This is a genomic window from Wolbachia endosymbiont of Protocalliphora sialia, assembly GCF_053891855.1.
In genome coordinates this window covers 1-14,755 of sequence record NZ_JAIUJX010000018.1, presented here as the reverse complement: position 1 = coordinate 14,755, position 14,755 = coordinate 1, and the positions used below count along the sequence as shown (strand labels likewise).

General features: G+C 34.0%; 16 protein-coding genes, 2 tRNA genes and 1 pseudogene. 12 read left to right on the top strand and 7 right to left on the bottom strand.

Annotated elements, in window-relative coordinates; all coding sequences use genetic code 11:
* Window positions 1–24: 24 nt before the first annotated feature.
* The 3 genes from folK to LB100_RS05475 are packed head-to-tail and all read right to left on the bottom strand — an operon-like array spanning window position 25 to window position 1,497.
* Window positions 25–432, bottom strand: coding sequence for a 2-amino-4-hydroxy-6-hydroxymethyldihydropteridine diphosphokinase (gene folK / locus LB100_RS05485; protein WP_456201661.1), 408 nt, complete (start codon window positions 430–432; stop codon window positions 25–27).
* A complete protein-coding gene (locus LB100_RS05480) occupies window positions 429–815 on the bottom strand; it encodes a dihydroneopterin aldolase (RefSeq protein ID WP_456201660.1) in 387 nt (128 codons plus the stop codon). Before LB100_RS05480 ends, folK begins: the two co-directional genes overlap by 4 nt.
* 22 nt (window positions 816–837) lie before the next feature.
* Window positions 838–1,497, bottom strand: a complete 660-nt coding sequence (locus tag LB100_RS05475; protein WP_341813484.1) for a CADD family putative folate metabolism protein — start codon at window positions 1,495–1,497, stop codon at window positions 838–840.
* A gap of 181 nt (window positions 1,498–1,678) precedes the next feature.
* Between LB100_RS05475 and LB100_RS05470 the strand changes: the two genes are divergently transcribed.
* Window positions 1,679–2,812, top strand: coding sequence for an alpha/beta hydrolase family protein (locus LB100_RS05470; RefSeq protein ID WP_456201659.1), 1,134 nt, complete (start codon window positions 1,679–1,681; stop codon window positions 2,810–2,812).
* Between the two features lie 860 nt (window positions 2,813–3,672).
* Here LB100_RS05470 and LB100_RS05465 read toward each other — a convergent pair.
* From LB100_RS05465 to LB100_RS05455, 3 genes are all read right to left on the bottom strand, one after another.
* Window positions 3,673–3,749 (bottom strand) — tRNA-Ile (locus tag LB100_RS05465).
* Between the two features lie 39 nt (window positions 3,750–3,788).
* Complete coding sequence (gene trxA, locus LB100_RS05460) at window positions 3,789–4,115, bottom strand: thioredoxin (protein ID WP_456201658.1); 327 nt, start codon at window positions 4,113–4,115, stop codon at window positions 3,789–3,791.
* Window positions 4,116–4,194: 79 nt separating this feature from the next.
* Entirely contained in the window at window positions 4,195–4,815 is a 621-nt protein-coding gene (locus LB100_RS05455) for a ribonuclease D (RefSeq protein ID WP_456201657.1), read from the bottom strand.
* 151 nt (window positions 4,816–4,966) lie between these two features.
* Between LB100_RS05455 and LB100_RS05450 the strand changes: the two genes are divergently transcribed.
* The 7 genes from LB100_RS05450 (at window position 4,967) to LB100_RS05420 (ending at window position 9,705) form a co-directional block, all read left to right on the top strand.
* Window positions 4,967–5,039, top strand: a tRNA-Gly gene (locus LB100_RS05450).
* Window positions 5,040–5,222: 183 nt separating this feature from the next.
* Window positions 5,223–5,354 (top strand): hypothetical protein, encoded by a 132-nt coding sequence (locus LB100_RS05445; RefSeq protein WP_255521118.1) that lies wholly within the window; start codon window positions 5,223–5,225, stop codon window positions 5,352–5,354.
* Window positions 5,355–5,609: 255 nt separating this feature from the next.
* Window positions 5,610–6,581, top strand: a complete 972-nt coding sequence (locus tag LB100_RS05440; RefSeq protein WP_456201642.1) for a reverse transcriptase N-terminal domain-containing protein — start codon at window positions 5,610–5,612, stop codon at window positions 6,579–6,581.
* An 8-nt stretch (window positions 6,582–6,589) separates the two neighbouring features.
* Window positions 6,590–7,363, top strand: coding sequence for a group II intron maturase-specific domain-containing protein (locus LB100_RS05435; protein ID WP_456201643.1), 774 nt, complete (start codon window positions 6,590–6,592; stop codon window positions 7,361–7,363).
* Window positions 7,364–7,425: 62 nt separating this feature from the next.
* Window positions 7,426–7,959 (top strand): hypothetical protein, encoded by a 534-nt coding sequence (locus LB100_RS05430; RefSeq protein ID WP_456201656.1) that lies wholly within the window; start codon window positions 7,426–7,428, stop codon window positions 7,957–7,959.
* A gap of 41 nt (window positions 7,960–8,000) precedes the next feature.
* Window positions 8,001–8,885, top strand: a complete 885-nt coding sequence (gene era, locus LB100_RS05425; RefSeq protein WP_017532191.1) for a GTPase Era — start codon at window positions 8,001–8,003, stop codon at window positions 8,883–8,885.
* Window positions 8,878–9,705, top strand: a complete 828-nt coding sequence (locus LB100_RS05420; RefSeq protein ID WP_019236725.1) for a 3'-5' exonuclease — start codon at window positions 8,878–8,880, stop codon at window positions 9,703–9,705. The genes era and LB100_RS05420 overlap by 8 nt, the downstream gene beginning before the upstream one ends.
* 42 nt (window positions 9,706–9,747) lie before the next feature.
* Here LB100_RS05420 and LB100_RS05415 read toward each other — a convergent pair whose 3' ends face one another.
* Complete coding sequence (locus LB100_RS05415) at window positions 9,748–11,061, bottom strand: lipase family protein (RefSeq protein ID WP_456201655.1); 1,314 nt, start codon at window positions 11,059–11,061, stop codon at window positions 9,748–9,750.
* Window positions 11,062–11,392: 331 nt separating this feature from the next.
* Between LB100_RS05415 and LB100_RS05410 the strand changes: the two genes are divergently transcribed.
* The 4 genes and pseudogenes from LB100_RS05410 to LB100_RS05395 form a co-directional block, all read left to right on the top strand.
* Window positions 11,393–13,432 carry a WD0745 family porin gene (locus LB100_RS05410; protein WP_456201654.1) on the top strand — a complete coding sequence of 680 codons (2,040 nt, stop codon included), beginning with the start codon at window positions 11,393–11,395 and terminating at the stop codon, window positions 13,430–13,432.
* Window positions 13,433–13,551: 119 nt separating this feature from the next.
* Window positions 13,552–13,776 (top strand): ParD-like family protein, encoded by a 225-nt coding sequence (locus LB100_RS05405; protein ID WP_226079579.1) that lies wholly within the window; start codon window positions 13,552–13,554, stop codon window positions 13,774–13,776.
* Between the two features lie 134 nt (window positions 13,777–13,910).
* A pseudogene (locus LB100_RS05400) lies at window positions 13,911–14,051 on the top strand (type II toxin-antitoxin system RelE/ParE family toxin); the annotation flags it as partial.
* A 37-nt stretch (window positions 14,052–14,088) separates the two neighbouring features.
* Window positions 14,089–14,755: DUF2163 domain-containing protein (locus LB100_RS05395; RefSeq protein WP_456201653.1), on the top strand; the 667-nt coding region annotated here is incomplete at its 3' end.

Genomic DNA, 14,755 nt, shown 5'->3' with positions numbered 1-14,755 from the left:
TCGGATCACTTTGAAAAAAATGGTCTAGACAAATGGGTGCATTATATGGAGCAAAAATGGTCTATTTACTAATTCTGGGTGAGGAATTTTAAGGTCAGGTATATCAAGCGTTAGATCATCCCATAACAAAACATCTAAATCAATAACACGAGGTGCCCATTTTTCGTAGACTTGTGGACGACCAATATCACATTCGATTTGTTTTAAGCCTTTTAGTAGCTCCTCAGGAGAAGAAGAACAACTTCCATAGACAATCATGTTGAGAAATGGCTTGTTCCAATCAGGTGGAGCACCTTTTGGTAAAATAGCCTTAGTTTCTAGAATGATTGAAGACTTTAAGTCTTTTAAATAGCGCTTCTTTAGTAACTCAGTAGCCTTTCGTAAATGGGAAAGGCGATTCCCTATATTTGAACCAATAGAAATATAGATCATTCTTGCAATTCATTACAGTAAGTAAAAAAAACGCCCCCATGCACACCAGGAACTGGTGGTGCAGTTTTATGAGTAGTCACCTTGACAGAAGAAATAATATGCTTCTTTCGCAGCAAAAGGTTATTAATGGCTCTGTATATCTCATGAGTTAAATGTTCGATTAAATTAAATTGCTTGCTCTGAACAAGAGATTGAATATTCTGCACTACCTCCAAATAGCAGATAGTATCCTTAAGTTGATCAGTTGTAAGTCCTAAAGGAGGAGATCTAAAAGTGACATCAACGTCAATACTCACCAATTGGGGAGAAAACTTCTCTTCTGCACTACATCCTAAATGAACCCAAAGCCGCAGATCAGATATAAGAAGATTACATGCTACCACTGAATTTAGTATCTACTTATAATTAATGGCAAACGTTAACATTCAGCATGCCGTCAAGAAAACCCCATAAGAGTTTTGCTCCTTTTTTAGCGCCTTGTATGACTTTCTCTTGCTCTTCTTCGCTTAAATCTGCAATAAGGTTTGCACATTCCTCAGAATGCCACTCATCAGCTTCCATATGAACGGTAAAAAATTTGAGAGAACGCTCATCATTTATTGAATAGTGTTTTTTCAGACCTTCAATTTTAGACTTAGAAACCTCTGGAGTTTGACGTTCATAAGCGTACAGAGCTCCAAGACCTGCTGCAAAATCTGATTTTACAATGTCAAAATAACCATCAACTAATTCTCGTGTCTCCTTAATTTGTTCATTTTCACAAAGTTCTGAACGTGCTACTCCCAGTCCTTCAGCAAAACGCTGCCATAATTCTGGGTGATTCTCGTCGCCTTGTTCTTCCTCTATTAAATTACCAAGTAAAACTTGCCGCATTTTCAAATTCGGACACAAGGAATGTATACCGCTGATATAACGAGGAAAAGCAGCAACATGGTGATAATATTCCTTAGCATAGGTTTGCAGAGCCTGCAGGCTTAAGCTACCTTCATTCCATGACTCGTAAAACGGGTGTTTTAATAAGTGTAAACTATCTAATTGATTATTAAGTGATTGAACAAATGTCATAAATAAACACTAAATTATTTTAGGCTACGTTTAGGTTTATCAAATGTCAAGAGACATTTCTCATTACTACCTTAATTCCAATAAATACAAAGATAGATGCGTTATTGGTTAATTTTTTAGTAAAAATTGATTTTTTCTAAAATTTCATGTATTATTAAATCAATATAGTGAAAAACGCAAAATGAAAGTAATAGAAGAAAATACAATAAAAATTAGGGAAGAGTTCGTAGAAGTTCAAAATGGAATGCGAATTCAAAAGATAGTGATGTCAAACTCGAAGAGCAGTGCAGATAGCAGAAAGAAAAAGCATATAGTTTACTTTCCAGGACTTACATATACTTTTGAAAAAGAGCCAGATGAAGACAAAAGTGAATGGAATTGGGCAGCTGAAGCAGGTATGGATGTTCACCTTATTAATTTTCCTGGTTCTGGAAAAAGCAAAGGTCATTCTTTAAACGGTCAAAATCGAGTAAATGCAGGAATTGCAGTCATTTCAGATCTTCTAAAGCAAGGCATTTACCCAGATAATATAGTATTATATGGAAGCTGCGCTGGAGGACCAATAGCTGCAGAGGTTTATAAAAAGTTTAAAAAAGATGACAATGTTCATTTAAGATGCATTATCAATAAATCCTTTAGCTCATTCAAAAAACTTGTAGTGAAATTACTACACATATCAAAACCTAAATGGCTATTTCCTCCTATAATAAAATTCATACTCAAATGCTTTGGTTGGCACTTTAAGCCACATACAATAGTAAACGATATTACTCCATACACAATTTGTTTTAATCTAGAGAACGATGGCTTTATTAGTAAGCAGGCAAATATAGGTACTAAAATTTCTGATATAGAAAAAAGTCATAGGAAAAAAAACTATCAAAAAAAAGAAGCTTTTGAAGGTTTTGAGCAATACAAAGAGTTTTTCATGGAGCATACCGATTTAGCTAAAATAAAAAACCTTGAATCTGAAGTTGGAATAATGAGAAAATGCTGGAATAAGTTTCTATCGTTACTACCTATTAAGGCAGATGATATTCACTTTTTTCCGATTACAGAATTGTGCTCATCAAGTGAACACAAATACACTCTTCCTGAGCTAATTTCACTCTTTTTAGAATTCACAGATAATTATTTTGAAAAGAAGGGCTCTCTCAATCAAGAGAAACAACCAGAGATAAAAACAGAAGCGATATGTGGAAAGAATAGTGAAAAAGAAATAGAGGAAAAGAAACAGTATTTTACCAATTTAAAGAATTATTCAATAAGTCAGAGTATATCTAAAAAGCTAACATCTCTTCAAATATTGAAATAAGTGTTTCTTTTGTGATTAAAAAAACATTGCATCTTGATTGTGTATTTCATTTGCTATAAGCAATAATTTTTCGCTTTCATCATAGAGATTGTTTTCACTAGCTAATAATTTCTCACTAATTTGTGGATAAAGTTTAGAAACGTACTTCTCATAGCATTTATCTAGTCATTCTTGGTCTGTCCGTTTTGTTTTGTAGGAATGGCATTTCTCCTTACATTGATTATATCTAAATTCAATCCCTTTCTCTTTGTTTGATGCTTGTTGTTCCATAATATTCTTCAATTTAAATAATGTTAATGTTAGCATACAAATATGAACATTATGCTAATATCATTACTTTTTAGGTATGCATAGCAAACTTATGCCTGGAAATAGTTTTTGGTTATTTCCTACACTTTCTTTATAAAAACCATAGGCGCCCATTGATTTTTATTAGCTAAAGTAAAGGTCAAGTATCTGGAATTCTGGACATAAAATCCTCCTGTATAAAAAGATTTGGTAGCGCACATACGACAGAAATTAAGTATGTGTGTGCACCTACATACACTGAAAAAGATACGCTACGTTTTTTATTGAAAAGTTAATTGAAAATCTGCAGACAAATTTGAGCTCTTAAAATATCTTTAATCGCAATTATAATTAGATTCAAAATACGCGGAAGTAATTTTTTTTGACAATAGATTTCTTTCATAACCAGGCGTCATCCCAGCTGAGATCCAATAAGAAAACCGCGCTGGAATTTTTGAATTCCAGTTATGCAAGGAATCTAATATCATGGATTTTTCAAACACTAACAACCAAGTACTTTAATAAGGCAAAAAGCTTATCCAAGAAAGTAGACCTTGCAATTGTATCGATAGTGGTGGGATTGGTAGGACTCGAACCTACGACCAATTCGTTATGAGCGAACTGCTCTAACCGACTGAGCTACAATCCCTTTTATCAACACTTATAATACACACAAAAGGAAATTTGTCTACTCGCTTATTTCACTATCAACCCAACTTTGCAAATCATTTGGTGCACCAATTTTACGTGCAATTTCCTTACCATCTTGAAATATAATCAAAGTAGGTATAGATTGAATCCCATACTTACTTGGTATTTCTGTTTCTCCATCTATGTCAAACTTACAGATTTTGATCTTGTCTTTTCTATCCTTGGCTAATTGCTCAATACGTGGCATCAGACTTTTGCATGGCCCGCACCATTCTGCCCAAAAATCTACCAGCACAAACCCTTTATAGTCAGCAACCTCAGATTTGAAATTTTGATCATTTACCACTTTAATATCATCACTCATAAAATACCTAAATTTTTATAAATATAGCGTATCAATTAGCAGCTGATCAACTAAATTTTTCTGGATTCAAGTGAAGTGATTACATCTGATGGTTAAAGATATCCACGTTTCCCCAACCCATTAAGTCTAGCTCAATACGAGTAGAAAGAAATTCAAAGCACTTTTGGGCCAACTCTTTTCTGTTTTCACGTTCCAGCATTGAGTCTAGCTTTTCCTTTATTCTATGGAGATATAAAACATCAGATGCAGCATAACTTTTTTGCTTGTCTGTTAAATTTTCATTTCCCCAATCAGAAGATTGTTGTTGCTTATTTAATTTTATATCAAGTAGTTCTAAGCACAACTCTTTTAAGCTATGACTATCTGTATAAGTGCGAACTAAACGTGAGGCTATTTTCGTGCAATAGCAAGGCAGTGCCCAGGTTTTTAAATAATAATGTATTATACTTACATCAAACCGCGCAAAGTGAAATATTTTGGTTATATTTTTATCCTCTAATATTTTTCTCAAATTTGGAGCTGTATAATCGTTTTTAAATTGAATCAAATGAGCGTTGCCATCATCAAAAGAGAGCTGCACAAGGCATAATCTGTCTCTACCATGAAGTAGCCCCATTGCCTCTGTATCAACAGCTATAGATTTTATATCATTCGGTATTGCACTGGCTGGCAGGTCGTCTTTATATATAAATATTCTCATAAATTTAATATGTTTTATGACACATACAATAATCAAAAATGAGTTTTAAGTATACGAAAAGATCATAGAAAATTGGCTCTCATGATTTTCATGTATGTAGGGTTTACAAATTATGATATGCATCTATAATAAGAATAAGTAAATTTTCATTGCGGGAGTGGCTCAGTTGGTAGAGCGCAACCTTGCCAAGGTTGAGGTCGAGGGTTCGAACCCCTTCTCCCGCTCTTTGAGTTTTAATCACATAAAAAAATTAATTTATCTATCTAAGAAATTTAGCTATACTAGAAAAGTTTTTTAGAAATTTATATTTAAGGAGATTATATGGAAAAAGATAATGATATATTCGTGCGACCCGAAGTTGCGATTTTGTGATGGTTAGATTCCATCTTCCCTAGACATCAGGGATAATGTATGTCTCACATTTTAAAGAATGGCAACCTTTAGGATGCAAGCATGAGATAAAAGCAGGTAATGCTAAACCTTATAGCAAACTCCTGCAAACAGAGTTAGATATGGTTACGAGAGAAACTTATGATTGAATTGTCGTTATATTGAATATGCGAAATTAAGGTTGTTTTACGCATAGACCAAAATGGTATGAAGCATACGAGGAATTAAAGTTAGATGTCTTTGATTATAGATGTTCTCAGCTTCCGGTAAAAAGTAAGAACCTAAGTCTAACACGAAACAAAATCGTGAAACGGGATAACCATATAGGTGCTCTTATATTCATTTGAATGTAAGTAGGCAGCCAGCCATAAGCACTTACATTGGAGGGATTGTCCAAGAAGCTAATGCCCAAAGTAATATTTGGGATATGCAGACGTGGACACTATAATTTGGAGGGTAAAGTTGTGAATAGTAGTAAATATGTTATAGACCAACAATTTGTTAGGTATGAATGGAATACAATTCCTTGGCGTAAAGTTGAGAAATTTGTATTTAAGCTACAAAAGCGAATTTACCAAGCTGCAATATGTAATGATAAGAAGAAGGTACATAAACTTCAAAGATTATTACTCAATTCAATAAGTGCAAAACTACTTGCTGTCAGAAAAGTAACTCAAGATAACAGAGGGAAGAAAACTGCAGGTATTGATGGAAAAGCAAATCTTAATCATAAAGAAAGATTGCAATTAGCATATTCTTTAAATGTTAGAGAAAAAGCGAAACCATCAAAACGTGTTTGGATTCCAAAACCTGGAAAACCAATAGAATATCGCCCTCTTGGTATACTTACTATCTCAGATAGGGCAAAAGAAACACTTATGAAAATGGCACTAGAGCCAGAGTGGGAGGTAGGATTTGAACCGAACATGTATGGTTTTAGACCTGGTAGGTCATGTCATGATGCTATTGAAGCCATATTTAATTCACTGAATTGGAAAACAGCGTACTGTTTAGATGCTGATATTTCTGGATGTTTTGATAATATTAATCAAAATGCTCTGTTGGAAAAACTTAACACTACACCAACCTTTAGAAGAATTATAAAAGGATGGTTAAGAGCTGGAGTAATGGAAAACAGAAAATTTGAATCCACAAAACGTGGTACAATTCAAGGAGGGACGATCTCACCGTTACTTGCTTGTGTTGCATTAAATGGATTAGAACAATATATCAAAGAAACGTTATGGAGTGAACTTCTTCAATATAGGAAGATGAAATGTGGTGTTGCAAGCAGTAGAGAAGCAAAAAGCTCATTAAGTGTAATTTTCTACGCAGATGACTTTACATCATACATGAGAGTAAGGAAATCATTCTGAAGGCAAAAATGATAGTTGAAGAATGGCTCAAAACCATTGGACTAGAATTGAAACCTTCAAAAACAAAGATTTCTCATACTCAAAATGGAGAAAAGCCAGGATTTAATTTTCTTGGTTTCTCAATAAGGCATTACTCTACGAAAAATAATAAGAGGGGTTATAAATTATTAGTCAAACCAAGTCGTGAATCCAGAAAACAGCATACACTCACTATAAAACATAAGATTAGAGGATTAAGAGGATCAACACAAGAAACAGTAATAAGACAGCTTAACCCAATTACTAGAGGGTGGAGCAAATATTATTCTTCGGTTGTGTCAAACAAGACCTTTAGGTTTATTGACAGTGTAATGTTTAGAAACATCTGGAAGTGGGCAGTCTACAGGCACCCAACCAAAGGAAAATACTGGATTAAAAATAAATACTTTAAAAAGTATAAAAACGATAATTGGCGATTTATGACAAATAACAAAGTTCTTCTTATTAAGCACGGAGATCATGCTATTAAAAGGCATGTCAAAGTGAAAGGAACCAAGTCTCTATATGATGGCGATTGGGTTTATTGGGGTAATCGTTTAAGGAAGATACCAGATAAACTACCAAGAGTAATAAAATTGTTGAAGTTACAACAAGGTAAATGTGGTCATTGTCAACTTTGGTTTAAAAATGATGATATCTTAGAAACACATCATATTGACCGAAACAGACGTAATAATATGAAAAAGAATTTATCCTTGTTACATGGACATTGTCACGATGAATTACATAGAAAGTGTGCATGACAAGCACCAAATTATAGAGGAGCCGTATGAGGCGAAAGTCTCACGTACGGTTCTGAAGTCGAGTGGGGAGAGGCGACTTTTCCCACTTAGATAACTATTTAACAGTTTTAAGCATAGGAGCAACAATAGGAGGACTTACAGGCTTAGCGCTCAATTTTACAACTCTATCACAATTGGTAATTGGTGTAATTATTAGTTCTATCACTCCAGCATTGTTTACAGTTCTGTATGCGGGGATACTACTATACAAATTTTGCAAAAAATATCATATTGAAGGGCGTGATAGAGGTTTGCCTATCTTTTTTGGTATTGTCACACTTGCAAGTGCTGCAATTGGAGTTGGTCTTGTTGCAATTAGAGTTGGTCTTGCTGCAGCTGCAACTGCTATTTTCCCTGGTGCAATGCTTGAAATGGAATCTGTAGCTTTAGCAGGTCCAATAATAGCGCCCATAGCATTCTTCGCGGGGATATTTGCAACACATCATATTATACAACTTATACAACCAATACATAAAAAAGTGAATGAGTATATTATATCACCTATAGTTGAATGTTTTTCTTCAAAAGGAGAAGAGAGCAATCTACCTGCAAAATAATCAATTGACGTTAACGTTTAGTTTTCTTTATAATTTCCTTTGTGAAAGAAGAAAAATGCTTATTTGTAACGATAGCTGGTTTGCCAAATGCTGGAAAGTCAACGCTAATTAACAGCATCGTAGGCAAGAAAATTGCAATTGTCACCCCTAAAGTGCAGACAACAAGGACGCAGGTAAGGGGTGTTGCTATATGCAACAATGCGCAAATTGTTTTTACTGACTCTCCAGGAGTGTTTTCAGCAGAAACAAATCTTGAAAAAGCTTTAGTCAAATCTGCATGGGGAGCAGTTAAGGATAGTGACATTACTTTGTTGCTTGTTGATGTAAACAATTACCTAAAAAATATAGAAAGAATAAAAACGATATTTGCACGACTGGAGCGCACAAAAGGCAGATGCATTTTGGTTATCAATAAAACTGATTTAGTAAAGAAATCAGAGCTCAAGATGGCACATGAGCACCTAAATTTGCTTTATAAGTTTGAAAAAATTTTTACGATATCGGCACTGAAGAATGATGGACTTTCTAATTTGATGAATTACTTATCTGAAATTGCACCGATAAGCCCTTGGTTCTATGAAAAAGATCAAGTAACCGATTCCTCAGCTGATTTTTTATCAGCAGAAATTACAAGAGAGAAGTTATTCTTGAACCTACGTGAAGAATTGCCATACTCTACAGCTGTTATAACTGAACAATTTGAGGAAAAAAAAGATAAGAGTTTAGTCATAAAACAGATCATATTTGTATTGAAAGATAATCATAAGAAAATAGTGCTAGGAAAAGACGGCAGTAGCATAAAAAAAATTAATATCGAGGCGCGTACAGAATTGGAAAAGTTATTTGAGTGTAAAGTTCATCTCTTTTTGTTCGTAAAAGTGCGACCTTGGACTGATCGCCCTGAGGAATATATAAGTAATGCTTAATTCTTTGTTAGTATTTGATATTGAAACTATACCAGATGTAAATTCCTGCAAGAATTTACTAAATATTAGTGATGATAGCAGTGTAGAAGAAAAGAGGAACGCATTAACAAAATATCATCTTGAAATAACAAACGGGCAAAACTCTTTTCTGCGTCAGCCCTTCCACCTTGTTGTAGTCATTAGTTTTTTACTTTGTAATATAACACGCCAGAGCGGTTATGAAATGTTCACACTACAAGAAATAAGATCTGGAGGCACAGTAAACTCCAATGAAAAAGAGCTAGTAAAGGGATTTTTTAACTACATATCAGAGAAAAAGCCAAGACTAGTTTCGTTCAATGGACGCACTTTTGATATACCGGTACTGAAGTACCGTGCTATGGTTCATGGCATTCAAGCAGAATATTTTCACAAAGCTGGCGATAAGTGGAATAGTTACAATCAGAGGTACAGTAGTGATTGGCATTGTGATTTGCTTGAATCTCTCTCTGATTTTGGAGCTTCTGCAAGAATGAAGATGAACGAAGTTTGCGCAGCATTCAATCTTCCCGGTAAGATTGGAGTTGATGGTTCACAAGTTATGGACTTATATGATAGTGGCAAAATACAAGAGATTCGCGATTATTGTGAAACAGATGTGATTAACACTTATTTGATTTATTTGAGGTTTATGCATCATCAAGGAAGAATTACTACAGAAAGCTATAATAAGAGCATAGAAGAACTGCTTTTAGAATGCGAAAAAAAAGAACACCTAAAGAAATTTAAAGAAGAATGGAAAATAACTTCTGGTGAAAATTTTTATATTGAATTTAAATGAATAGATGCTACAGAGCAATCTAATGATTGCTCTGTATAGTAGTTATAAACTCCTTGTAGTAGAAAAGACATTTTGATGTGCCCTTTGCTTAACTTCTGCTTGTTCAAGCTTAGAAAAATTTTCTAAGTTTTTATCTTGGTATTCCTTTTTTACTTTCTCGAAAAAATTTTGTCCACTAAGAATATAATCACCTAAATTAGCAGCATAATATTGAGCATTACCTAAAACTGCACAGTTAATTCGACTTAATATTCTCGAAGGGTAATAAAAGAGAGAAACGTTATTGTTCGATCGGAAATCCTTTTCATCCATTATTTTAATGGCTTCATGATAACCATCTATTTGATGAACAAAATATCCTTCAGGTACTGATATTCTCAATTGTGCACCTACATGAGCATAACCACAAATACCAGGTGATACCGCTGGTACTGGGTCTTGTCTATGTTGAGTTACTCTAATGGTTTTTTCTTGAAGAACATCATTATAAAATTCACTAGCAGTAAGATCAAAAACTCGTGGATCACCAAAAGTTGCAACATGAACATCTTCAGCTCCTTCTGTTTTATTGAGGCATAAAGCAGCTATCTTAGCAATAGCTCCTCCCATACTGTGACCTGTGAGATTAATTTTAAAATCCTTGATTTCTGATCCCTGTTTTTCAGCATGAGATTTCAAAATGCCATACAGATTAGGCCATGAATCCATAAATGAATTATAGAAACCACAATGAATTCTTCCACCTTCAGGTAAAAATTCCGAAGTAGCAAAAAGTACATTTATATCAGTAATTCCATCATTAAAACTCTGGCTCAGACGAGTACCATGGTAAGCTATTGTTATTTCTTTGCCTTTTATAAAAACGTGACCAGCATCTTTTTCAAAGCTATTACCAAATGGAATAATTTCATAACCTTCGCTGATGAGTTCAGCTCTAGTTTTATACATTTTTTCAGTAGATGGAACAATTTCAAAATCTTCTACAATTTCAAATTCAGTTTTGTACGCTCTTTGAGCTAGGTTGTTACATCTTTTTTTACTTAATTTACCATCATCATCGCCATAGCTTATCTTGCAGAAATTACCCATTTCTAATAATTTCTCTCTATCAAATCCTGCAATTTTTACAATACTTTCATCTATTTTATAGTCAGAAGGTAAAGAACATGGCTCATTTGGATCAGCACGATTTATAAATTCATAATCTTCAATGATCTCAAATTCATCGTCATATTCTTTCATCTCGTATTTGCCATCATCTACTGAGATAGAGTCTGGCTGTTCAGTATTACCTGGCTCTGAGCCTGTAGCAGCACCTGTAGTGCTAAACCAATTGCGTAAAAAACTAAAATCCATAAGTACCCCAATCTGTCAAAAATAAAACAATAATCTACCAACTGTAATACAAATTAATATTATTGTCAACAATTTATATTAATAATTTAATCTTTTTATGCTTTTACTTTGAGTAAATTTTACTTCCATAGAATAAGTATAGAGTTATAATACACTAACAAGCAAACCTCTGTACTAAATTTTGGTTAATATACACGTTGAGCGTATTAAGAAAGTTGCTTTTAAAGTATTGCATTTTACTTTTATTTTCGCTATAAGGTTGCTTTAAGTTGGATTTTCAACACCTTTATACTATTTATGTTATGATTTTAAAATTTTTTGGGGGCACTTCATGAAAAAATCTATTTATACTAGAACTGCTCTAGCTTCTCTATTGACTTTATGTTCTTTCAGTGGCTTTGCTGCTGACTTTTCTGACGAGAGTATGAAGGAAGTAAAAAAGCAAGAGAGTAACGAGTCAATCAAAACTTCTGGAAAGATGGAAGTGATGAAGACGTCAAATAAGAAACTAAAAGAAAAAATGGACAGGATATGTAATGCTGATCCAAGAAAAAAAGCCGAGGAGCTTAAGAAAAAAGAAGAACTAAGATTAGCAGCTGAGCAGAAGAAAAAAGAGGAGTTAAAATTAGCAGCTGAACAAAAGAAGAAAAAAGAAGAGTTAAAATTAGTAGCAAAACAAAAGAAAAAAGATGAAATTAGGCTAGCAAAAGAGAAAAAAGCAAAGCTTATAGAGGATTCAAAGGCGAAAGCTCTAAGCGCTAAAAATTCTAATGTAGAAAAGTCAAAAATTAAGGGTTCTAAAACTAAGAATGCTAAAATTGAAGCTAAAGATATAAAAAAGGATGTAAAAGTTGTTAACAGCAATACAGAGGAAAAAGGTAAGGCAAGTCCTGTTGTTTCAGTTGGTGGGGTTGATATTATCAATACCAATCAAGGGGATGGTTTAAGAATAACTTTCGGTGGCGTTGTTGATTCTCAAGGTTATGGTAACCATGGGCTAAGTGGCTATAACCATTATAATGTTATGCCAGGTAAATCTACAGATTATTTTAACAATACTCCAGATAGTATAAAAGGAGCAAATCCAATATTTCCTAAAGGGATAGGGAATATTGGTGATTACAGTGAAAACATGGGCATGATTTCAGATGCAATATTGCACTTAAGAGCTGAAAATAAAAATGAGGATATTGGTCTTCGTTATGGTGCCGATGTACAATTCCATGTTCCAGTTACTGAAGGTAAAGGAGCATCACAAGGCGTGAATGCTGCAAGAGGTAGAAGTGCACATGTGTTTTTGAATTCAAAATATGGTGATCTGAAACTTGGCTATCAGTTTGGTCCTGAGTCTCTGATGAGACTTGATGCAACAAGAATTGCAACTGTTGATGGAGCTGCAGATAGTGATTGGTTCAGAAAAGTAAACTTAGAAGGAAGTGCTGCAAACTTCCCATTTTACGTAACACCACGTCTTTACACTGAAAGCTTCTCGAGCGAGAGCGAAAAACTCTCCTTCCGTATGGCAGGAAAATACAACAAAGACGTTATGACCACATTGCCGTTTAGAGCTGCTTACTACTCACCAAATTATATGGGTGCAAGATTTGGTCTTAGCTACTCACCTCGCTATGATAGTGGTTTATCCGTTGTAAAAGAAATAGATTCAGTTCTTTCTAAAAATGCTCAAAAGCAAGATGAGGTAAAGCATAAGGAAACGTTAAGACATGTTGGACCAGATTACGAGCATATAATAAGTGCTGGTGCATCATATGAATATGACTTTAGTAAACATAATGTAAAAGTTAAAACTTCCGTAGTTGGTGAATATGGGTTTTCAAAGCAACCGAGTAAAGATAAGCACCTTTATAATGAGTTCATAGAATACAATAATCTGGCAGGCATTAATTTGGGTGCAAGCGCTGATTATAAGATTGATGAAGATCAAAGTGTAAAATTCGCTGCTTCTTTTGCATATTTAGGCAAATCTGGTCAACCTAAGAGTATCAAGGAACTCGACCTTGCTTCAAAAGAATATAAAGAGACTACTGATATTGCTAGAAAAAATGGCTTAAAGCAATTTAATGATAACAATACCATGTATTGGACTGCAGGTGCTGGTTATCAATATGATAATATCTATACAAGCTTGACATACTTTGGCAGTACAATGAATGATAAAGATATGCTTCATGATATTGCACTTGGTGTTCAGTATGATCTATCTTCTTGCAATAAGAGCAAATTTGTTCCTTATGCAGCCTTACATTATTTTATGACTGATGAAAAAAGTGCGCTGAGAGATCAAAAAGATGCTGAGGTACCTTCTAATACAGGAATTCTTCTACTCACTGGTGTGAAGTTTTCTTTCTAGTTATTTAACAATACACACCACAGCTTGAATGTGGTGTGTGTTTTCACTATGCACTTTCAAAATGTTGAAAAAATTTCCAATATATGATATAATAGCTAAAACTAGGAAGTAATAATCTAATGAGTATAACAGTAAATCTTGATGGGGAGTTCGAGAAAATAGTGCAGTCTCATTCCATATTGCAAAATCGTTCTGTACCGCAACAAATCGAGCATTGGGCTAAGATTGGTCAGATTGTTGAAGATAACCCTGAGCTCAGCTATAACATCATCAAAGAAATCCTTTCAGGCATTGAGGATATCAAGTCAGGTAATGTTGAGGAGTATAAGTCCACAAAATTTTGAAGATTCTTCTCACCAACACTTTTAAGCGGTCAATGAAGAAGCTGCACAATAATCAACTACCCAAACTTGAAGAAGCCATCAAACAAATTCAAGGTAACCTATATATTGGAGAGCTAAAGTAAGGCGATCTTGCAGGTGTTCGCGTGTATAAATTCTCTATTTTTAATCAACTGACATTATTAGCCTATATTCACAACGAACAAAATAACATATTAACACTTCTTGCATTTGCTCCACACGAAAATTTTTATAGAGATTTGAAAAAACAAGTGTAGCTAAATGCAGGTATGCCATTATTTATAAGAGGCAACTATGCAAACCAAATTAAAAAACCATTTAGCTGGAGAATTACTTACCATCGCTACTTGCTGGAAATTAACACTTGTAGGTGGGAAAGTAATGGGATTTACCGACTATGACGAAGATTTAAATGTCAATAATATACTCTATAAATCTTCAAGTGGGTTTACAGCTAGTAGCATAATATTAAATAGCGATTTGAGAACTGATAATCTAGAAATTGAAGGAATATTAAATAGTGCCGATATTAAAGAAAAAGATGTTTTATCAGGAAGGTATGACTTTGCAAATATTGAAATATTTCTTGTGAATTATAAAGATTTGAGTCAGGGAATTATGAATTTGCATGCAGGAACTTTTGGTAAAGTAACATTAAATAGTGGGAGGTTTATCGCTGAAATTAGAGGTATTACGACAAAGCTTGAGAGAAGCATAACAGAGCTATATTCTCCTGTATGCAGGGCACAATTTTGCGATGATAGATGTAAAGCTGATGCTAAAAAGTTTAGTAGAATGAGTACAATTACTAAAGTGATAGATGAAAGAAGATTTGAAGACACTAATTTAATCGAAAGCGATGGATATTATAAGCACGGAGTGTTTAGTTCAGCAACATTTGAAGTTGTAGTTAAAGAATACAAAAATTATAATGCACCCCATAAACTAGACCAAAAAAAAA